Genomic DNA, 19,243 nt, shown 5'->3' on the forward strand with positions numbered 1-19,243 from the left:
CTCTGCTGTCGATGGAGAGGAGTGTAAACGGGGCGGGTAGCAATTGTTAGCAAGGAAAACTGTCAATCTTCTTCAAAGATATTGAGTAAGGGCAGGTGCGCGCTGGTGCCCTCAGCCCACGGGGAGAAGGGCAGAAACAAAAAACGGTAACCTGAGTTACCGTTTTGCGTTTATCACCGCAGCTGTTGTTGCCGCAACGTTGCTTTGACCAGACGCCAGGCGCTCCAGGCACCAAAACCGCGTCGGGCCCAGCGGATGAGCATATTCGGATGACGAACCGTCCAGATAGCCATCACGCTGCTGCCGACCAGCGCCCACGAACGCAGGCTCAGGAAGGTATTCCAGCCACGGTCAAACCGTCGCGTCGCGTCGATCCAGTCACGGCGGCTGGCAGACAGATCCAGCCGCTGCTGCTGGATCTGACTTAACAGGTACGCTTTTCGCTTCTGACGTTCCGCTTTATCGCTCACGGCTTGTCATCCTCCAGCAGGGCGCGATCGTTAGCCAGTTCCTGGCGCGTGTGGCGCAGGAAAGTGGACCTGCGCGCTTTACGCATCGTCCATATGCCGCCAATCAGCGCCGCGACCAGCAGAACGACGGTCGTGGCAATCATCGCGTTAAGTCGATACTGCGGGTCAATGGCCCAGATGATTAACACCATCAGGCTCATCAGACCAAACGCGGCGAAGAGCATGGTCAGCCCGAGCATCAGCAGCATCTGGAAGAGGTTCGCTTTCTCCTCTTCCAGTTCGACCACTGCCAGCCGGACGCGCGTTTCGGCAATCCCAACCAGCGTCGTTAAAATACGCTGGCCGATGCCGAGGACGTTATTAGCAGGCCCTTGTGCGTGACGAGGATCTTCCATATCAACGACGCGTCAGCAGGACACCCAGTACCACACCCACTGCGGCACCAATACCAACTCCCGTCCATGGATTGTCGCGCACATATTCATCTGCACGCGCAGCCGCTTCACGGGTCTGTTTCGCCAGTGCATCACCGGTTTCACCCAGGCGGTAGCGGCTCTCTTTCAGCGCCTGCTCCGCTTTGCTGCGCAGCTTGCTTACTTCTTCTTTCGACTTATCGGCAGAGGAGTTCAGCACCTCTTCAAGGGTATCGGCCAGGGATTTCAGTTCAGCGCGCAGATGTTCAGACGTCGTATCTTTTGACATGATTCTCTCCTGTTGAGATTTCCGTTAACTCAATAATCGCGAGCTTCCAGCGCTTTCAGGTCGTCCTGCGCCTCTTTCAACTTCTTCTCGCGCTTAGCAATTTTTTCCGCATCCCCTTTCTCTTTCGCTTCCTGCAGGTCTTGACGGCGCTCGGCTATCTCGTCCTTCTGTTCAGCGATTTTCTTTTGATGATCGGCACGCAGCTTGCTGTCTGAACAGTTCGCTTTCACTTCGCTCAGCGCTTTTTTGAGACCATCAACACGGTGCTGATTGTTATGCTTTTCGGCATAACCGATCTCACGCTGAATATCCTGTTCTTTCTCCTGACAGAGAGAGTTTGCGAAGGTCGTTGTGCTTAAAGAAAAAAGGGCCAGAGCCAGGGTCATGCGGAATTTCATTATCGAAACCTTCCATTGTGCTGCGGGGTTAGCCGCTATCCAAAATGATGCGGAGTACATTCGAGGGGTGCTCCGCGTACTTAAGCATAGTAAGTAAACGGGGGATTCACCAAAGTGAGTGAAAAGATTCGGAATCCAGGAAGTTATCCAAACCGATGCGACGTATCGCGAATCAATGATAACCACGCGGCTGGCGGGTTGTCATCTTCCTGCTGGGCAATGATATAGCCGTGCGGCAGCGTACGGTCAAGAACCGCTTTCGCGGCAGCGCTCTGCGCACGGGAATCAAACTTAATCAGTAAAACATCGTCCTGCGGGGTGATGCTTTTAAAGCGGATGCCGTTTGCATCCAGATGATGCCAGACAGAAAAACCGTCAGGCACACCGCCCCCCTGGTTTACCGGGCGAATGGCCAGCGTAGCGTCCTGATGTGAAAGCGTGTTCCAGGCCAGCAGTACGACGCTGAGCATCACCAGTGCAATAAAGGCACAGGCAAAGCGGCGCATGGCGAGCGGTGAGATAACCATCGTTAACCTCGCGCTCCGTATTTTTTCTTCCACAGGACAACCAGCGAGCCGATCAGGCCGAAGACCAGCAGAACAACAGGTAGCAGCATCAGGCAGGACATCAGCTGATCTTCGTATTTCATGAAGACCGGCGTCTTACCCAGCGCATAGCCCAGCGTCGTCAGGATCAGAACCCATAACAGGCCGCTCATCCAGTTGAAGAACTGGAAGCGTGCGCTGCTCAACCCGGACAGCCCGGCAATGGTGGGCAGCAGGGTACGCACAAAGGCGATAAAGCGGCCAATCAGCAGCGCGGAAAGCCCATGCTTATGGAACAGGTGGTGTGCCCGCTGGTGATAGTGCGCAGGCAGATGGGAAAGCCAGTTCTGTACTATTCGGGTATTGCCCAGCCATCTTCCCTGGATATAGCTCACCCAGCAGCCAAGGCTGGCCGCGACGGTCAGTAATAAAATGGTTTGCGGGAACGCCATTGCGCCTTTAGCACACAGCACGCCGACAAGCACCAGCAAACTGTCACCCGGCAAGAAGGCTGCAGGCAGCAAACCATTCTCAAGGAACAGAATCATAAACAAGACAAAATAGAGCATGCCAATCATGGAAGGGTTGGCCAGCGTTTCAAAATCCTGCGCCCAAAGGGCATGCAGCAGTTGGGTCAAAAGTTCCATTCAGTGTTCCTGGAAATCGGTTAACGTCTCGCCTGTTATCCGGGACAAACAGCACGGCGACATTGTTGTGATTTCATTATGGTCGCTCGCGGACACATTGCGGTGTGGCCAACACTGTTCCCTGTTAATTGGCTGGTTAGCAAGCACTAACTTTCAAAATAACGAAGTGAATCCAATTGTAACAAAGCCCAACGTTCTGCGTCACAGAATTTGCAGGGTGAGGTGATTTTGGCGTAAGCCCTGAAAGTGAGCGAGGGATTTTACAAAGGCTGACACTATATATGTTTTGCTTACCCATTCAGCCGGGGAGGCGCAGCGAAGCGCCTGCCGGTAGAAAGGTCGCCTATTTTGCGCCGCTCGGGGCCGTATCGAGATGAACGACAGGATTATCGGCAAAAAGATAGCGGTCAGCGTTAAATTCGAAGTCGTCGCTGGTTTCATTGAAGAGCATCTGCTTGGTGTTTTCCAGGTGCTGCCACATGGCGAGCTTCGCGGCGTGGGGATCTTTACGAATCAGCGCCTTAAGAATTTGATCGTGGTCGTCACACCAGTTGTCCACGGTACGCGAATCAATATGATCGTGCAGTTTTTTCCAGTACGGGTTGTGAACGCGCTGAGTCCACATTTTCTCAACGATTGCCGCCAGCGCCGTATTCTGGGTTGCCAGGGCGACCTGAACGTGAAACTGCAGGTCCCACTCGGAATCACGGAAACATTTTTCCTTGCGAGCGTTCTCCTGGATCTCCATCAGCTTCATGATGTCCTGCTTGGTCACCTGCGTGGCGGCAAATTCGGCAATATTGCTTTCGATCAGCTGGCGAGCCTGGAGCAGCTCAAACGGACCGTAGCTGGCGAATTCAAGACTTTCATCCGCCACCGGAGAGTGTTTAGGCTGATTAGAAATAACGTGAATGCCGGAACCTTTGCGTACCTCAACGTAGCCTTCCACTTCCAGCATGATAATCGCTTCGCGCACCACGGTTCGGCTTACGCTTTTTTCATCCGCGATAAAGCGCTCGGCGGGAAGTTTATCACCGACAAGATAGACCCCTTGCTCGATGCGATCTTTCAGCTCGGCAGCAAGTTGTTGATATAAACGACGTGGTTCGGTGATTTCCATATGCGCTCCAGGCAGGGTACGGCAGATGATTTGTTATACCACTTTCACGGAATACTCTCCAGATTTTGCCATTAAAAAAGCCGCCCGGGGGCGGCTTCGGTGAAACGCATTTTCGCTAACTCTGCGTAGCCGGTCGCCCGAGAGACTCTTTCGCCAGCTCCTCTGCGGATTTGCTTTTCAGCACCGTCCAGATAACCACCGCGCCCATCAGGTCGAAGATTGCCAGCACCGCGAACAGCGGGCTGAAGCCGATGGTATCCGCCAGCGCGCCGACGACCAGCGCAAACATCGTACTCGCGGTCCACGCGGCCATACCGGTCAGGCCGTTGGCGGTGGCCACTTCGTTGCGACCGAAGACGTCAGAGGAGAGCGTAATCAGCGCGCCGGACAGGGACTGGTGCGCAAATCCACCGATGCACAGCAGGGCGATAGCCACATACGGACTGGTGAACAGGCCGATCATGCCCGGGCCAATCATCAGCAGGGCGCCCATGGTCACCACCATCTTACGGGAAACAATCAGGTTCACCCCAAACCAGCGCTGGAACAGCGGTGGCAGGTAGCCGCCCACGATACAGCCCAGGTCAGCGAACAGCATTGGCATCCAGGCGAACATCGCGATCTCTTTCAGGTTAAAGCCGTAGACTTTAAACATAAACAGTGGGATCCATGCGTTAAAGGTACCCCAGGCCGGTTCAGCCAGGAAGCGCGGCAGGGCGATACCCCAAAACTGACGGGTGCCCAGGATCTGCCAGACGGACATCTTCTTGCCATTGTTGGTCTGATGCTGCGCTTCCTGACCACCAATAATGTATTCGCGTTCTTCCTCGGAGAGTTTTTTCTGATCGCGCGGGTGTTTATAGAAAACCAGCCACGCCATTGCCCAGGCGAAGCTCAGCACGCCAGAGATAATGAATGCCATCTGCCAGCTGTGCATCACGATGGCCCACACCACCAGCGGCGGCGCAATCATTGCGCCGATGGACGAGCCCACGTTGAAGTAGCCCACCGCGATGGAACGCTCTTTTGCCGGGAACCACTCAGAGCTGGCTTTCAGCCCTGCCGGGATCATTGCGGCTTCTGCCGCACCGACCGCGCCACGGGCCAGCGCCAGACCGCCCCAGCTGCCTGCCAGTGCGGTTGCACCGCAGAATACCGCCCAGGCGATGGCGAAGAAGGCATAGCCGATTTTGGTACCCAGAATATCGAGAACATACCCAGCAACAGGCTGCATGACGGTGTAAGCGGCAGAATAGGCCGCGATGATGTAAGAGTATTGCTGCGTGGAGATATGCAGCTCTTCCATCAACGTTGGCGCCGCGGCTGCCACGGTGTTACGTGTCAGGTAGCCCAGCACGGTGCCCAGCGTCACCAGTGCGATCATATACCAACGTAACCCTTTAATTTTACGCATCTAAAACCTCATCGTTATGTTATTTCCGCGCCAGAGCACGGCAACCTCTCAACCGTTGCCGGGAGCAGTTGTGTAACGGGAGGGGCGTAGCCGGGAGAATGTCCCGGAACGGCCCGAACCTTGCCATAAGTAAGCGTGCATAAGTCGGTATCCGTACCGTTAAATCCGATGTGTCTCACACCGGTAACGCATTCCGTCGGCTTAGTGTTTGCGACGGCGAAACGATAACTTGTCATACAACTTTAAAAGGTGAGTGACATCACAAATGTATGATTCTTTGTAGGGACATTAATCGCTGCGCGCAAAGCCAGAAACGGCGCGGCCTGTAGAAGGGTTTACCCCATTGAGGGTAATTTATTTGTTAGCGTTTATTGATCTCACTCACGAAAAAAGCTTCGGTGGGTGGAAATTGGTGTGATAACTTTGCAGCATATGAACATACGCTTTCTGACGCTCTCGTAATGAGGAAGACGATAATGACGCCGTTTATGACCGACGATTTTCTGTTAGATACCGAATTTGCCCGCCGCCTGTACCACGACTACGCTAAAGACCAGCCGATTTTCGACTACCACTGCCACTTACCCCCGCAGCAGGTTGCCGAAAATTATCGTTTCAATAACCTGTATGATATCTGGCTGAAGGGTGACCACTATAAATGGCGCGCAATGCGCACCAATGGCGTGTCCGAGCGCCTGTGTACCGGCGACGCGACCGATCGCGAGAAGTTCGACGCCTGGGCGGCGACCGTTCCGCACACTATCGGCAACCCGCTTTACAACTGGACGCACCTCGAACTACGCCGTCCGTTTGGCATCACCGGCAAGCTGCTTTCTCCCGCTACGGCGGATGAGATCTGGGACCAGTGCAATGCGCTGCTGGCGCAGGATAACTTCTCCGCGCGCGGCATCATGAAGCAGATGAATGTAAAGATGGTGGGCACCACCGACGATCCGATTGACTCCCTGGAGCATCATGCCGTTGTCGCCAAAGACGCCTCTTTTGACATTAAAGTGCTGCCAAGCTGGCGCCCGGACAAAGCCTTCAATATTGAGCAGGCCACGTTCAACGACTATATGGCGAAGCTGGCGGAAGTGTCCGATACCGACATCCGTCGTTTCGCCGATCTGCAAACCGCGCTGACCAAACGTCTGGACCACTTCGCGGCGCACGGCTGTAAAGTCTCTGACCACGCGCTGGACGTGGTGCTTTTCGCGGAATCCAACGAAGCCGAACTGGACAGCATCCTGGCGCGTCGCCTCTCCGGTGAATCGCTTAGCCAGCATGAAGTAGCGCAGTTCAAAACCGCGGTGCTGGTGTTTCTCGGCGCGGAATACGCCCGTCGCGGCTGGGTACAGCAGTACCACATCGGCGCGCTGCGCAATAACAACCAGCGCCAGTTCAAACTGCTGGGCGCGGACGTGGGCTTTGACTCCATCAACGATCGCCCGCTGGCGGAAGAGCTGTCAAAACTGCTGAGCAAACAGAACGAGCAAAACCTGCTGCCGAAAACCATTCTCTACTGCCTGAACCCGCGCGATAACGAAGTGCTGGGCACCATGGTGGGCAACTTCCAGGGCGAAGGTATGCCGGGCAAGATGCAGTTCGGATCCGGCTGGTGGTTCAACGATCAGAAAGACGGCATGGAGCGTCAGATGACGCAGCTGGCGCAGCTCGGTCTGTTAAGCCGCTTTGTCGGCATGCTGACCGACAGCCGCAGCTTCCTCTCCTACACTCGCCACGAATATTTCCGCCGCATCCTGTGCCAGATGATTGGCCGCTGGGTGCACGCGGGTGAAGCGCCAGCGGATATCCAGCTGCTGGGCGAAATGGTGAAAAACATCTGCTTTAACAATGCGCGTGACTACTTCGCCATTGAACTGAACTAAGGCCGTCTGAGGTTGATATGCAATACATCAAAATCCATTCGCTGGATAACGTGGCCGTCGCGCTGGCAGATTTAACCGAAGGCACGGAAGTGGCCTTCGATAACCAGTCGGTCACGTTGCGCCAGGCCATTGGACGTGGACACAAGTTTGCCCTGATCCCCATTGCAAAAGGGGAGAACGTGGTGAAGTACGGTTTGCCCATCGGCCATGCGCTGGCGGATATTGCGCCGGGTGAATATATTCATTCCCACAATACCCGCACCAATCTCAGCGATCTGGACGAGTACAGCTATCAGCCTGAACTACCGAAGGCAGGCGTGCAGGCGGGGGATCGTGAGGTGCAAATCTACCGTCGCGCAAACGGTGATGTGGGGATCCGCAACGAGCTGTGGATCCTGCCGACCGTCGGCTGCGTGAACGGGATTGCGCGTCAGATCCAGACCCGCTTTCTGAAGGAGACCCACGATGCCGAGGGCATCGACGGGGTACATCTGTTCAGCCACACCTACGGCTGCTCCCAGCTGGGTGACGACCACATTAACACCCGCACCATGCTGCAAAACATGGTGCGCCACCCGAATGCGGGCGCGGTGCTGGTGATCGGCCTCGGCTGCGAGAACAACCAGGTCGACGCCTTCCGCGACACGCTGGGAGAATTCGACCCTGAGCGCGTTCACTTCATGGTGTGCCAGCATCAGGACGACGAAGTGGAAGCGGGCGTTGAGCAGCTGCATCAGCTGTACGAGGTGATGCGCCACGACAGGCGCGGGCCGGGCAGGCTGAGCGAGCTGAAGTTTGGCCTGGAGTGCGGCGGGTCTGACGGTCTTTCCGGCATTACCGCTAACCCAATGCTGGGCCGCTTCTCGGATTACGTGATTGCCAACGGCGGCACCACGGTGCTGACCGAAGTGCCGGAGATGTTTGGCGCGGAGCGCATTCTGATGAGCCACTGCCGCGACGAAGAGACGTTTGAGAAGACCGTCACCATGGTGAACGACTTCAAACAGTACTTCATTGCCCACAATCAGCCGATTTACGAGAATCCGTCCCCGGGGAACAAGGCGGGCGGAATCACCACGCTGGAGGAGAAATCCCTCGGCTGCACCCAGAAAGCTGGGGCCAGCCAGGTGGTGGACGTTCTGCGCTACGGCGAACGCCTGAAAACCCACGGCCTGAACCTGCTGAGCGCACCGGGTAACGATGCGGTCGCCACCAGCGCGCTGGCGGGGGCGGGTTGTCACATGGTGTTGTTCAGCACCGGTCGCGGTACGCCGTACGGCGGTTTTGTGCCGACGGTCAAAATCGCCACCAACAGCGAGCTGGCGGCGAAGAAAAAGCACTGGATCGATTTCGACGCAGGCCAGCTGATCCACGGCAAAGCGATGCCGCAACTGCTGACGGAGTTCGTGGACACTATCGTGGAGTTTGCTAACGGCAGGCAGACCTGTAACGAGAAGAACGACTTCCGCGAGTTGGCGATCTTTAAGAGTGGTGTGACGCTTTAAGTGTTTTGTCGGGTGGCGCTAGCGCTTACCCGACCTACTGAACTTTAATCGGTGCGGCCTGATGCCCTCACCCTGACCCTCTCCCACGAGGAGAGGGTACAAACACAAAAAACGGCAACCTCAGGGTTGCCGTTTTGCTGTTAACCTCGCAGGGCATTCTTCGCTAAACGCGCGTCTTCCGCCTGACAGGCCGCTGCGGTGAACAGCACGTCGGTAGAGGAGTTCAGCGCGGTTTCGCAGGAGTCCTGCAGCACGCCGATGATGAAGCCGACGGCCACAACCTGCATGGCGATCTCGTTCGGGATGCCGAACATATTGCACGCCAGCGGGATCAGCAGCAGCGAACCGCCCGCCACGCCGGATGCGCCACAGGCACACAGCGACGCCACCACGCTCAGCAGCAGCGCCGTTGGCAGATCCACAGGAATACCCAGCGTATGCACTGCCGCCAGGGTCAGCACGGTGATGGTGATCGCCGCACCCGCCATGTTCACGGTCGCACCCAGCGGGATCGACACGGAATAGGTATCGCGATCCAGGTTCAGCTTCTCCGCCAGCGCCATGTTGACCGGAATGTTTGCCGCCGAGCTGCGGGTGAAGAAGGCGTATACACCGCTCTCGCGCAGGCAGGTCAGCACCAGCGGATACGGGTTACGGCGGATCTGCCAGAACACCAGCAGCGGGTTGATCACCAGCGCCACCAGCAGCATACAGCCGACCAGCACCATCAGCAGTTGCGCGTAGCCCCACAGCGCGTCAAAGCCGGTTGTGGCCAGGGTAGACGACACCAGGCCGAAGATACCGATGGGTGCAAAGCGAATCACGACCTTAACGATAAAGGTCACGGCGTTGGACATGTCGTTGACCAGGTTTTTCGTCGTTTCGTTGCCGTGACGCAGGGCGAAGCCCAGGCCGATCGCCCACACCAGGATGCCAATGTAGTTGGCATTCAGCAGGGCATCAATGGGGTTCGTAACCATGCTCATCAGCAGGCCGCGCAGCACTTCCACAATGCCTGAAGGCGGCGTGACGTCGCCCGCCGCAGAGGTCAGATGTAGCGTGGAGGGGAAGAGGAAGCTAAAGACCACTGCGGTCAGCGCAGCAGAAAACGTGCCCAGCAGATATAAAAAGAGAATCGGGCGAATGTTGGTTTTTTGTCCGTGTTGGTGATTGGCGATAGAAGCCATGACCAGCATCAGTACCAGCACCGGCGCAACGGCCTTCAGCGCGCCCACGAAAAGCGTTCCGAGAAGCCCCGTCGCTTCCGCGGCAGGTTTTGACACCAGGGCCAGCAGAATACCCAGAACCAGACCTACCAGGATTTGTTTAACCAGGCTACCCTGCGTCAGACGCGCAAGCAGGCCCTTAGATTGTGTGCTCATACTAAATTCCTAAGTGAAATTGTGTTCCATCCTGGATGTGCTCTAAGTCACATTTATTTCAGGATGTAAATATTTGTTTGCCTGGTTGAGTATCAAGGAAAGCGGGGAAAGGCGGAAGAGTAAAATGCTGGATTTTACGTGTCACATCATATTTTTTAACTATTGAGTCACAAAAGTGTGTTAACCCTCTCCCCTTTGAGGAGAGGGTTAGGGTGAGGGGATTACTCCGCCTGCTGCTTTTTATCGTGCTGGCGGTTAACCCAGGTATTGATAACCAGCGTCACCAGCAGAATGCCGAACACCACGCCAAGCGAAATGGCGATCGGGATGTGGTAGAAATCCACGATCAGCATCTTGATACCAATGAAGACCAGGATCACCGACAGACCGTACTTCAGCATCGAGAAGCGCTCTGCCGCACCTGCCAGCAGGAAATACATGGCGCGCAGGCCGAGGATCGCAAACAGGTTAGAGGTCAGCACGATGAACGGATCGGTCGTCACCGCGAAGATTGCCGGGATGCTGTCTACCGCGAAAATCACGTCGCTCAGCTCGACCAGAATCAGCACCAGCAGCAGCGGGGTAGCAAACAGCAGGCCGTTCTTACGCACGAAGAAGTGCTCGCTCTCGATCTTGTCCGTCATGCGCAGATGACCGCGGATCCACTTCACCAGCGGCTTATCACCGATACCGGTATCGTCTTCTTTCGCCAGCGCCATTTTGACCCCGGTGAACAGCAGGAACGCGCCGAACACGTACAGCAGCCATTCGAACTGGGTAATCAGCCAACTGCCGGCGAAGATCATGATGGTACGCAGGATGATGGCACCCAGCACGCCGTAGACCAGCACGCGGCGCTGCAGGGCTGCAGGCACGGCGAAATAGCTGAACAGCATCAGCCAGACGAAGACGTTATCAACCGCCAGGGCTTTTTCAATCAGATAACCGGTGAGGAAGGCGAGTGCCTGAGGATCGGCCACCGCACGGCCTTCAGTCGAGGCCAGATACCACCAGAAGGCGGCGCAAAAGAGGAGCGAGAGGGTAACCCAGACCAGCGACCAGACGGCGGCCTGCTTAACGCTCATGCCGTGCTCGCCGCGACGACCCTGCAAAAAGAGGTCGATCGCCAGCATGATGAGCACGACAACCGCGAATCCGCCCCACAGCATTGGAGTGCCGACAGAATGCATACTATTTTCCTTACACATAAAAAACAAAAACGGCCATGGTCAGAAGACGATAGCCGTTAGCTTTTTATGCATAGACCTCGCCTTCCGGCAAGGTCTCACTTACAACCACGAAGGTTGCCCGGCGACCGGATGCATATTTAACGCATCGTAATGACGATCCACCGGCGAAGAAGTTACTCCCCTTTGCAGGTAACAAAATATGTCAGACCATCGGTTTCGTCAATGGCCTGCGCCGTTTCATTACACAGCTTTACGCGATCGCTTCCGCGCCGACGCCGTCTGCCGGGAACACCACGCCGGTCTGGCGGCGGATCTCGGTTTGCAGCTTCGCCGTGGTGCGGCTTACCGCAAGGCCTGGGTGATTCACTTCGTTGTCTTCCACCAGACGGGCGAAGACCTCTGCCTCATAGAGCATAGTGTTAATATGCTGAGGCTGCGTCAGTTCCTGCGCTTTGCCGCCGCGCGGCACGAAGCTCACCTTCTGGCATTCGGAGATCTTCTCGATGACCAGCGACCCGGCTTCGCCCTGAATTTCGCTCGGCAACACGGAATCGCTCACCTTGGAGTGCTGCAGCGTGACGCTGAAATCACCGTAATCCAGCACCACCAAACCGTGTGCATCCACGCCGCTCTCCAGCAGGCTGGCGGTGGCCGTAACGCCGTGCGGCTCGCCCCACAGCGCTACGGCAGAGGCCAGGCAGTAAAAACCGATATCCATAATCGAGCCGTTTGAGAAGGCCGGGTTAAAGGTATTCGGATTCTCGCCGTCCAGATAGCGCTGATAGCGCGACGAATACTGGCAGTAGTTGATAAAGGCTTTGCGCACTTTGCCAATTTTCGGCAGGGACTGCTGCAGCAGAAGGAAATTCGGCAGGCTGGCGGTTTTGAACGCTTCGAACAGCACCACCTGGTTTTCGCGGGCAAGCGCAATGGCCGCTTCCACTTCCTCAATATTGGAGGCCAGCGGCTTCTCGCAAATCACGTGCTTTTTGTGGCCGAGAAACAGCGCCGTTTGCGGGAAGTGCAGGGAGTTCGGGCTGGCGATATAAACCGCGTCAATGGCGTCGCTTTGCGCCATTTCATCCAGGGAGGTGAAGAGATGCTCGACGAGGTAGTCGTTAGCAAAGCTCTGCGCCTGCTCAAGGCTGCGGGAATAGACTGCGGTGAGTTTAAGTTTGCCGGTTTCGTGGGCGGCGTCGACGAACTGGCGCGTGATCCAGTTCGTTCCAATGACTGCGAAACGTATCATAAACGTTTACGTACTCCGTAGCGGGGAACCTTTAGCCACTGTAGCACGGGATTATTGCAAAACCAGTGCGCTATTCCGCATTACCATTTAACGATAAATGCGTAAGCCACAGGCGGGTATCAAACTCCAGCTGGTGATACTGCGGCTCCATGTGGCAGCACAGGGAATAGAACGCTTTGTCGTGCTCTTTCTCTTTCAGGTGCGCCAGCTCATGCACCACGATCATCCGCAGAAAGGCTTCCGGCGCGTTACGAAACACCGTCGCCACGCGGATCTCCGCCTTAGCCTTCAGCTTGCCGCCCTGCACGCGGGAGATGGCGGTGTGCAGGCCGAGCGCGTTTTTCAGCACGTGGATCTTGTTGTCGTACATCACCTTGTTGATCGGCGGCGCGCTCTTCAGATATCGGCTTTTCAGATCCTGCGTATACTGCCAGAGGGCCTTATTGGTCGCGAAATCGTGCGTGCCGGGATAGCGTTTTTCCAGCACCGCGCCGAGCTTCTGCTCGGCAATCAGGCTGCGAACCTGAGTCAGTAAATGCTCCGGATAGCCCTGGAGATAAGTAAGTTGGTTCATCAAAAGCCCAAATTAATGCGAAAACGGGTATACTCACGCACCCTTTTCAGGGATACGCCAAATTTTACCATTCAGGAGGGCCGATGAGCCACTTAGACAACGGTTTCCGTTCACTCAACCTTAAACGTTTCCCGGAAACGGACGACGTAAACCCGCTTCAGGCGTGGGAAGCGGCGGATGAATATCTGCTGCAGCAGTTGGATGAGACTGAAATCCGCGGCCCGGTTCTGATCCTGAATGACGCGTTTGGTGCCCTGGGCTGCGCCCTGGCAGAGCACACGCCGTACAGCATTGGCGATTCCTACCTGAGCGAACTGGCGACGCGTGAAAACCTGCGCCATAACGACATCGACGAGTCCAGCGTGAAGTTCCTCGACAGCACCGCGGACTACCCGCAGGCGCCGGGCGTGGTATTGATCAAGGTGCCAAAAACCATGGCGCTGCTGGAGCAGCAGCTGCGCGCGCTGCGTAAAGTCGTCACGCCGGAAACCCGCATCATTGCGGGTGCCAAAGCGCGCGATATTCACACGTCGACGCTGGAGCTGTTCGAGAAGGTCCTCGGCCCGACCACTACCACGCTTGCCTGGAAAAAAGCGCGCCTGATCAACTGCACCTTCAGCGCACCGGCGCTGGCCGACGCGCCGGAGACGCTGAGCTGGAAACTGGAAGGCACCGACTGGACCATCCATAACCATGCGAACGTTTTCTCCCGCACCGGGCTGGATATTGGGGCGCGTTTCTTTATGGAGCACCTGCCGGAAAACCTGGAAGGGGAGATTGTCGATCTGGGCTGCGGCAATGGCGTGATTGGCCTGACGCTGCTGGCGAAGAATCCGGAAGCCAGCGTGGTGTTCAGCGACGAGTCGCCGATGGCGGTGGCCTCCAGCCGTCTGAACGTAGAAACCAACATGCCGGAAGCGGTGGATCGCTGCGAATTTATGATCAACAACGCGCTCTCCGGCGTTGAGCCTTTCCGCTTCAACGCCGTGTTCTGCAACCCGCCGTTCCACCAGAAGCACGCCCTGACGGATAACGTCGCGTGGGAGATGTTCCACCACGCGCGCCGCTGCCTGAAAATCAACGGCGAGCTGTATATCGTGGCGAACCGCCACCTGGACTACTTCCACAAGCTGAAGAAGATTTTCGGCAACTGCGTCACTATTGCGACCAATAACAAGTTTGTGGTGCTGAAAGCGGTGAAGCTGGGGCGTCGTCGCTAAATAACCAGTGCAAGCTGGGTGCCCTGCGCAATCGCCCGCCGCGCATCCAGCTCCATCGCCACGTCGCACCCGCCGATCAAATGCACCGTTTTACCCGCTTCGCGCAGCGGATCGGCCAGATCGCGCTTTGGCTCCTGTCCGGCGCACAAAATCACATGATCCACGCGCAGCAGCTGCGGTTCACCACCGATCAGCACATGCAGCCCGTCGTCGTCGATCTTCTGGTAGCTCACCCCCGGGATCATCTTCACTCCGCGCGAGAGCAGGGTGGCGCGGTGGATCCAGCCCGTGGTTTTGCCCAGCCCTTCACCCGGCTTGCTGGCCTTACGCTGGAGCATCACGATCTGGCGCGGGCTTTTCGGCAGCTGCGGCCCTTCCGGCCGTAATCCGCCGGACTGGCTCAGGCTGGTATCAATGCCCCATTCTACGCAAAACTCGGCGATGTTCTGGCTGGTGGCCTCGCCCGGCTGGCTTAAATACATCGCGGTATCAAAGCCGATCCCGCCGCAGCCGATAATCGCCACCTTCTCGCCAACGGGCGCTTTGTCACGCAATACGTCCAGATAGCTCAACACCTTCGGATGATCGATACCCTCGATTGCAGGCGTGCGCGGTGCGATCCCGCTCGCGAGGATCACCTCGTCGAAACCGATCAGATCCGCCGCGCTGACAAGCTGGTTAAGCCGCAGATCAACACCCGTCAGATCGATCATCCGGCGGTAGTAGCGCAGGGTTTCATAGAACTCCTCTTTGCCGGGGATCTGTTTGGCGATATTAAACTGCCCGCCAATTTCACCGGCGGCATCAAACAGCGTCACGCTGTGCCCGCGCGAGGCGGCATTCACCGCAAACGCCAGCCCAGCGGGGCCAGCGCCCACCACGGCCAGGCGTTTTTTATTGACCGTTGCAACCACCGGCATTTTGGTTTCATGGCAGGCGCGGGGGTTCACCAGGCATGAGGTGACTTTGCCGGCGAAGATCTGATCCAGACAGGCCTGGTTACAGCCGATGCAGGTGTTGATCTCATCCGCACGGCCGCTTTGCGCTTTGGAGAGCAGTTCGGAGTCCGCGAGGAACGGACGCGCCATCGATACCATATCGGCGTCGCCGCGTGAGATCACATCGTCCGCCACCTGCGGATCGTTAATGCGATTCGTCGTTACCAGCGGAACGGAGACTTTGCCCTTCAGCTTGCGCGTTACCCAGCTGAACGCCGCGCGCGGCACCGGCGTGGCGATGGTCGGGATGCGCGCTTCGTGCCAGCCAATCCCGGTGTTGATGATGGTGGCACCTGCGGCTTCAATCGCCTGCGCCAGCTGCACGGTTTCGTCGAACGTGCCGCCGCCCTCCACCAGGTCGAGCATCGACAGGCGGAAGATAATAATAAAGTCCGCGCCCGCACGTTCGCGCACCGCGCGCACCACCTCCACGGCAAAGCGCATCCGGCGGGCATAGTCACCGCCCCATTCGTCGTCGCGCTGGTTGGTGCGGGCGGCGAGGAATTCGTTAATCAGATAGCCTTCAGAGCCCATCACCTCCACGCCGTCGTAGCCCGCCTCACGCGCCAGCGCGGCGCAGCGGGCAAAATCGTCGATCAGCGCCAGGATCTCGTCGTGGCTGAGGGCGTGAGGGGTAAAGCGGTTAATCGGCGCCTGAATAGCCGATGGCGCAACCAGCTTTGGCTGATAGCTGTAGCGCCCGGTGTGCAGAATTTGCAGGGCGATTTTGCCGCCTTCGTTATGCACCGCGTCCGTGACAATGCGGTGATGCGGCAGCTGTGTCGCATCATTCAGGACTGCGCCGCCCTCCATCGTCACGCCTGAAGGGGCAGGGGCTACGCCGCCGGTGACAATCAGCGCCACCCCGTGGCGGGCGCGTTCGGCATAGAAGGCTGCCAGGCGCTCGGCCCCGTCCGGACGCTCCTCCAGCCCGGTGTGCATCGAGCCCATCAGCACGCGGTTTTTAAGGGTGGTAAACCCCAGATCGAGGGGGGCGAATAGCGACGGGTAGCGGCTCATAGTCTCTTCCAGTGTAAAATTATTGTTATGTGGTCGGATGAGTTACTAATTTAGCCAGCGGCAGCAGAAAGGTAAAAGCGGGATCGAATGATTGTGATAGATCTCAAAGAACTTCCCCGGTGGCGCTACGCTTACCGGGGCTACAAAACCCCAGGACGGATAAGCGCAGCGCCATCCGGCGTTATTTACGGCGTCGCTGCCCGCGCTAACCCCGGCGCCTGCCACATCGACGTGGTCAGCCCGCTGTCCACCAGCCCGAGCTGATCCGCGTACACCGCCTGCCACTTCTCCATCATGCTGTCGTACAGCTCCCGGTGCTGCGGGTTTGGCGTAAACTCGCGGCTCCACTTCACCAGCCGCTCGCCCGTCGAGGCCATATCCGCAAACATCCCCGCACCCGTTCCGGCGGCAATGGCGCAGCCGAGCGCCGTTGCCTCTTTGACTTCCGGCACGCGCACCGGCAGGCCGGTGACGTCGCTTAAAATCTGGCTCCACAGGGCGCCCTTTGCGCCGCCGCCCGCAAACACCAGGCTATCAAACGTCACGCCGGAGAAGCGCGAAATCTGCGTCAGGTTACAGGCCGAGACGATTGCCGCGTTCTCCTCCAGGGCGCGGAACAGCGTCGCTTTGTTGCACTTTTCCGGGTCGATAGAGAGGTTAATAAACGACGGCGCGGCGTGGTACCACTGCTTGAAATGCATCGCGTCGGAGAAGATTGGCATTACGCCGTGGGAGCCAGCGGGTACGCGGCCCGCCATCTCTTCCAGCAGGGAATAGGTGTCCATCCCCATCCGCTCGGCAATCAGCTTCTCTTCGGCACAAAAGGCGTCGCGGAACCAGCGCATGGTCAGCCCGGTAAAGAAGCTGATCGACTCCGCCTGCGCCATGCCGGGGATAACGTGCGGGTTTACGCGGATGTTCATCTCAGGATCGGTGCGCACCTGCGGCAGGTTAACCACCTGCTGCCAGAAGGTGCCGCCCAGCACCGCCGTTTGTCCGGCGCGGACAACGCCCAGCCCCAGGCAGCCCAGCTGCACGTCGCCGCCGCCCATCACGACCGGCGTGCCCTCGCGTAAACCGCTCTGCTGTGCGGCTTCTTTCGTGATGGCCCCCAGCACGGTGCCGGTCTCTTTCACCGGCGAGAGAATATCGGCGCGCAGCCCGGCCATGTCGAGCAGCGCCGGACGCCAGTCGCGTGAAAAGAGATCCAGCATGCCGGTGGTGCCCGCGTTAGACGGATCGACCGCCAGCTCGCCGGAGAGCTTTGCCGCCAGCCAGTCGCTGATCATGGTGATGGTCGCGGCCTTGCGGTAGATGTCCGGACGGTGATGCGCCAGCCAGAGCAGGCGCGGCATGGCGCTAAGGGCAAGCGTCTGGCCGGAAACGTCATACACTTCGGATTCAAAACGGTAGTCGTGGATCTCTTTGAGTTCAGCCACCTCGCGGCTGGCGCGGGCGTCGACGTTGGCGCAGGCCCAGATGGCCTCGCCGCTGCGGTCGTACAGCACGATCCCTTCGCGCATTGAACAGCAGGCGACGGACTGAATATCCGCCGCGCTCAGGCGCGCGCGCTCCAGCGCCTGCTGAATGCACCGGCAGGCCAGCTGCCAGTTGGTGTCGAGATCGAACTCCATCGACCCCGGCACGTTCTCCACGCTCAGGTGCTTCCACTCGGCCTGGCCGACGGCAATCTGGTTGCCCTGTAAATCGAAAATCACGGCGCGAACGCTGCCTGTCCCTGCATCTAACGCTAAAAGGTAACTCATGAGCTTGCCTCGCTATTAGCGCAGGGCGACTCTTATTCGGCCAGAGCCAGCACCGCGCGGGCTGTCGTCTCTTCCGTCACCAGGCCATTAATACGGCGACCTTTCAGTGCGGCGTAAATCGCATCGGCTTTCTCTTCCCCTCCGGCCACGCCGACGATGGTGGGCAGTTGCGCCAGTTCATCGAGCGTGACGCCCAGCAGTTCTTTATGGATCTCCAGCTCCTCGACGCATTCCCCTTCGGCGTTAAGGAAATAACCGAGGATATCGCCTACCGCCCCTTTACGGGCGTACATCAGCTGTTCACCTTCGCTGATATAGCCGGAGCGCAGTATGGTCGCGTCACGGCGCTGGTTCACGGAACCAATGCCGACCACCGCCACGTCAGCGGCGGTCGCGGCGAGGATCACGTCCCGCACGCTGGTCTCACGTTTTAAGATCCCGGCGACTTCCGCAGATGAGACGCGAAGCGGGGCGGGGATCATGCTGACGCTACAGGCCGCATCCAGCTGGCCGATACCGGTCATATACGGCCCCACGCCGCCGGAAAGCGTCACCAGGCGGATCTGCTGCGAGCTGATAAAACCGCTTAAGTGTTGCAGGCTGCTCATGGTGGTTTCACCGAACCCCACCGCCAGCAGCTGGCCGGGCTCCAGCACGCCCATCAGCGACTGCGCCGCGCCAATGCCCAGCCGCACGTTCATCGGCGGGGTATTTAGGGCAGGCATCACGCGCACCAGCTTCAGGCCAAAGCGATGCTGTAGCTCGGTTTCCAGCGACAGGCAGCCCTCGTAGCGGGAGTTGATCTGCACGCGGATCACCCCCGACTGGCGGCCTTTCTCCAGCAGGCGGGAGATTTTCAGGCGCGGCAGCCCGAGGCGTTCGCCGATATCGTTCTGGGTCAGCCCGTCGTGGTAGTAGCACCAGGCCACGCGCGCCACCAGCTCTTCTTCCGCCAGCGCCAGACCGGCAAACCGTCCTTCTTCCGCAGTGCGTTTATCGCTCATAATTGAACTCTTATAAAAATTTAGATCATATGTTCGTAATGGCGCGGCGTGAAAATGTGAGCTACGCGGCAAAACGGATCTTTTAGATCGTTTCTGGTTAATCTGAATCTCAATCGATAAAACTGTGATCCCTGCACGGTTGTAAATATA

At 57.8% G+C, this 19,243-nt stretch carries 18 protein-coding genes; 3 read left to right on the plus strand and 15 right to left on the minus strand.

The genetic code is table 11. The features are described 5' to 3' along the window. Window positions 1-173: 173 nt before the first annotated feature. The 8 genes from A6013_RS05180 to A6013_RS05215 form a co-directional block, all read right to left on the minus strand. On the minus strand, window positions 174-470 hold the full coding sequence (locus A6013_RS05180) for a YqjK-like family protein (protein ID WP_014885330.1): 297 nt from the start codon (window positions 468-470) through the stop codon (window positions 174-176). Next, window positions 467-865, minus strand: coding sequence for a phage holin family protein (locus tag A6013_RS05185; RefSeq protein WP_041907961.1), 399 nt, complete (start codon window positions 863-865; stop codon window positions 467-469). The genes A6013_RS05180 and A6013_RS05185 overlap by 4 nt, the downstream gene beginning before the upstream one ends. Window position 866: 1 nt before the next feature. Further along, entirely contained in the window at window positions 867-1,172 is a 306-nt protein-coding gene (locus A6013_RS05190; RefSeq protein WP_008503141.1) for a YqjD family protein, read from the minus strand. A 29-nt stretch (window positions 1,173-1,201) separates the two neighbouring features. Beyond that, window positions 1,202-1,570: a DUF1090 domain-containing protein gene (locus A6013_RS05195; protein WP_028014508.1), complete on the minus strand. Its 369-nt coding sequence runs from the start codon at window positions 1,568-1,570 to the stop codon at window positions 1,202-1,204. A gap of 143 nt (window positions 1,571-1,713) precedes the next feature. Then, complete coding sequence (mzrA, locus tag A6013_RS05200) at window positions 1,714-2,097, minus strand: EnvZ/OmpR regulon moderator MzrA (RefSeq protein ID WP_047364677.1); 384 nt, start codon at window positions 2,095-2,097, stop codon at window positions 1,714-1,716. Window positions 2,098-2,099: 2 nt separating this feature from the next. After that, the gene (gene yqjA, locus A6013_RS05205) at window positions 2,100-2,762 is read right to left on the minus strand and encodes a DedA family general envelope maintenance protein YqjA (RefSeq protein WP_008503144.1); all 663 of its coding nucleotides are present in this window, start codon (window positions 2,760-2,762) and stop codon (window positions 2,100-2,102) included. A gap of 343 nt (window positions 2,763-3,105) precedes the next feature. Then, complete coding sequence (gene exuR / locus A6013_RS05210) at window positions 3,106-3,882, minus strand: transcriptional regulator ExuR (RefSeq protein ID WP_028014506.1); 777 nt, start codon at window positions 3,880-3,882, stop codon at window positions 3,106-3,108. A gap of 115 nt (window positions 3,883-3,997) precedes the next feature. Next, window positions 3,998-5,296: an MFS transporter gene (locus A6013_RS05215; RefSeq protein ID WP_028014505.1), complete on the minus strand. Its 1,299-nt coding sequence runs from the start codon at window positions 5,294-5,296 to the stop codon at window positions 3,998-4,000. 476 nt (window positions 5,297-5,772) lie between these two features. On the opposite strand from A6013_RS05215, the gene uxaC reads away from it, so the two are divergent. Together uxaC and A6013_RS05225 are read left to right on the plus strand one after the other, a co-directional pair. Next, a complete protein-coding gene (gene uxaC / locus A6013_RS05220; RefSeq protein WP_069732664.1) occupies window positions 5,773-7,185 on the plus strand; it encodes a glucuronate isomerase in 1,413 nt (470 codons plus the stop codon). Between the two features lie 17 nt (window positions 7,186-7,202). Further along, window positions 7,203-8,690: a UxaA family hydrolase gene (locus A6013_RS05225; protein WP_069732665.1), complete on the plus strand. Its 1,488-nt coding sequence runs from the start codon at window positions 7,203-7,205 to the stop codon at window positions 8,688-8,690. A 140-nt stretch (window positions 8,691-8,830) separates the two neighbouring features. Here A6013_RS05225 and sstT read toward each other — a convergent pair whose 3' ends face one another. The 4 genes from sstT to A6013_RS05245 form a co-directional block, all read right to left on the minus strand. Continuing rightward, on the minus strand, window positions 8,831-10,072 hold the full coding sequence (gene sstT / locus A6013_RS05230) for a serine/threonine transporter SstT (RefSeq protein WP_063867639.1): 1,242 nt from the start codon (window positions 10,070-10,072) through the stop codon (window positions 8,831-8,833). Window positions 10,073-10,293: 221 nt separating this feature from the next. Beyond that, on the minus strand, window positions 10,294-11,262 hold the full coding sequence (locus A6013_RS05235) for a TerC family protein (protein WP_063438525.1): 969 nt from the start codon (window positions 11,260-11,262) through the stop codon (window positions 10,294-10,296). A gap of 250 nt (window positions 11,263-11,512) precedes the next feature. Next, window positions 11,513-12,511 carry a Gfo/Idh/MocA family protein gene (locus A6013_RS05240; RefSeq protein ID WP_049000041.1) on the minus strand — a complete coding sequence of 333 codons (999 nt, stop codon included), beginning with the start codon at window positions 12,509-12,511 and terminating at the stop codon, window positions 11,513-11,515. 70 nt (window positions 12,512-12,581) lie between these two features. Next, window positions 12,582-13,085, minus strand: coding sequence for a YgjP-like metallopeptidase domain-containing protein (locus A6013_RS05245; RefSeq protein WP_069732666.1), 504 nt, complete (start codon window positions 13,083-13,085; stop codon window positions 12,582-12,584). Window positions 13,086-13,168: 83 nt separating this feature from the next. Between A6013_RS05245 and rlmG the strand changes: the two genes are divergently transcribed. Further along, on the plus strand, window positions 13,169-14,305 hold the full coding sequence (rlmG, locus tag A6013_RS05250; protein ID WP_063155303.1) for a 23S rRNA (guanine(1835)-N(2))-methyltransferase RlmG: 1,137 nt from the start codon (window positions 13,169-13,171) through the stop codon (window positions 14,303-14,305). Here the strand turns inward: rlmG and A6013_RS05255 are convergent. The 3 genes from A6013_RS05255 to lsrR all read right to left on the minus strand — a co-directional run bounded on the left by A6013_RS05255 (window position 14,302) and on the right by lsrR (window position 19,093). After that, window positions 14,302-16,323, minus strand: a complete 2,022-nt coding sequence (locus A6013_RS05255; RefSeq protein WP_060572065.1) for an NADPH-dependent 2,4-dienoyl-CoA reductase — start codon at window positions 16,321-16,323, stop codon at window positions 14,302-14,304. The two genes, rlmG and A6013_RS05255, sit on opposite strands and share 4 nt — an antisense overlap. 185 nt (window positions 16,324-16,508) lie before the next feature. Continuing rightward, a complete protein-coding gene (gene lsrK / locus A6013_RS05260; protein ID WP_049000037.1) occupies window positions 16,509-18,089 on the minus strand; it encodes an autoinducer-2 kinase in 1,581 nt (526 codons plus the stop codon). Between the two features lie 32 nt (window positions 18,090-18,121). Next, complete coding sequence (gene lsrR / locus A6013_RS05265; protein ID WP_047367085.1) at window positions 18,122-19,093, minus strand: transcriptional regulator LsrR; 972 nt, start codon at window positions 19,091-19,093, stop codon at window positions 18,122-18,124. Between the last annotated feature and the right edge of the window lie 150 nt (window positions 19,094-19,243).

Origin of the sequence: Enterobacter sp. IF2SW-B1, assembly GCF_001743375.1 — a bacterium.
Lineage (GTDB): Bacteria > Pseudomonadota > Gammaproteobacteria > Enterobacterales > Enterobacteriaceae > Enterobacter > Enterobacter bugandensis.

Coding starts and splice junctions, on each gene's coding strand:
- A6013_RS05185 (WP_041907961.1), bottom strand. CDS start 865: ATGGAAGATCCTCGTCACGCACAAGGGCCTGCTAATAACGTCCTCGGC.
- A6013_RS05190 (WP_008503141.1), bottom strand. CDS start 1,172: ATGTCAAAAGATACGACGTCTGAACATCTGCGCGCTGAACTGAAATCC.
- A6013_RS05195 (WP_028014508.1), bottom strand. CDS start 1,570: ATGAAATTCCGCATGACCCTGGCTCTGGCCCTTTTTTCTTTAAGCACA.
- mzrA (WP_047364677.1), bottom strand. CDS start 2,097: ATGGTTATCTCACCGCTCGCCATGCGCCGCTTTGCCTGTGCCTTTATT.
- yqjA (WP_008503144.1), bottom strand. CDS start 2,762: ATGGAACTTTTGACCCAACTGCTGCATGCCCTTTGGGCGCAGGATTTT.
- exuR (WP_028014506.1), bottom strand. CDS start 3,882: ATGGAAATCACCGAACCACGTCGTTTATATCAACAACTTGCTGCCGAG.
- A6013_RS05215 (WP_028014505.1), bottom strand. CDS start 5,296: ATGCGTAAAATTAAAGGGTTACGTTGGTATATGATCGCACTGGTGACG.
- uxaC (WP_069732664.1), top strand. CDS start 5,773: ATGACGCCGTTTATGACCGACGATTTTCTGTTAGATACCGAATTTGCC.
- A6013_RS05225 (WP_069732665.1), top strand. CDS start 7,203: ATGCAATACATCAAAATCCATTCGCTGGATAACGTGGCCGTCGCGCTG.
- sstT (WP_063867639.1), bottom strand. CDS start 10,072: ATGAGCACACAATCTAAGGGCCTGCTTGCGCGTCTGACGCAGGGTAGC.
- A6013_RS05235 (WP_063438525.1), bottom strand. CDS start 11,262: ATGCATTCTGTCGGCACTCCAATGCTGTGGGGCGGATTCGCGGTTGTC.
- A6013_RS05240 (WP_049000041.1), bottom strand. CDS start 12,511: ATGATACGTTTCGCAGTCATTGGAACGAACTGGATCACGCGCCAGTTC.
- A6013_RS05245 (WP_069732666.1), bottom strand. CDS start 13,085: ATGAACCAACTTACTTATCTCCAGGGCTATCCGGAGCATTTACTGACT.
- rlmG (WP_063155303.1), top strand. CDS start 13,169: ATGAGCCACTTAGACAACGGTTTCCGTTCACTCAACCTTAAACGTTTC.
- A6013_RS05255 (WP_060572065.1), bottom strand. CDS start 16,323: ATGAGCCGCTACCCGTCGCTATTCGCCCCCCTCGATCTGGGGTTTACC.
- lsrK (WP_049000037.1), bottom strand. CDS start 18,089: ATGAGTTACCTTTTAGCGTTAGATGCAGGGACAGGCAGCGTTCGCGCC.
- lsrR (WP_047367085.1), bottom strand. CDS start 19,093: ATGAGCGATAAACGCACTGCGGAAGAAGGACGGTTTGCCGGTCTGGCG.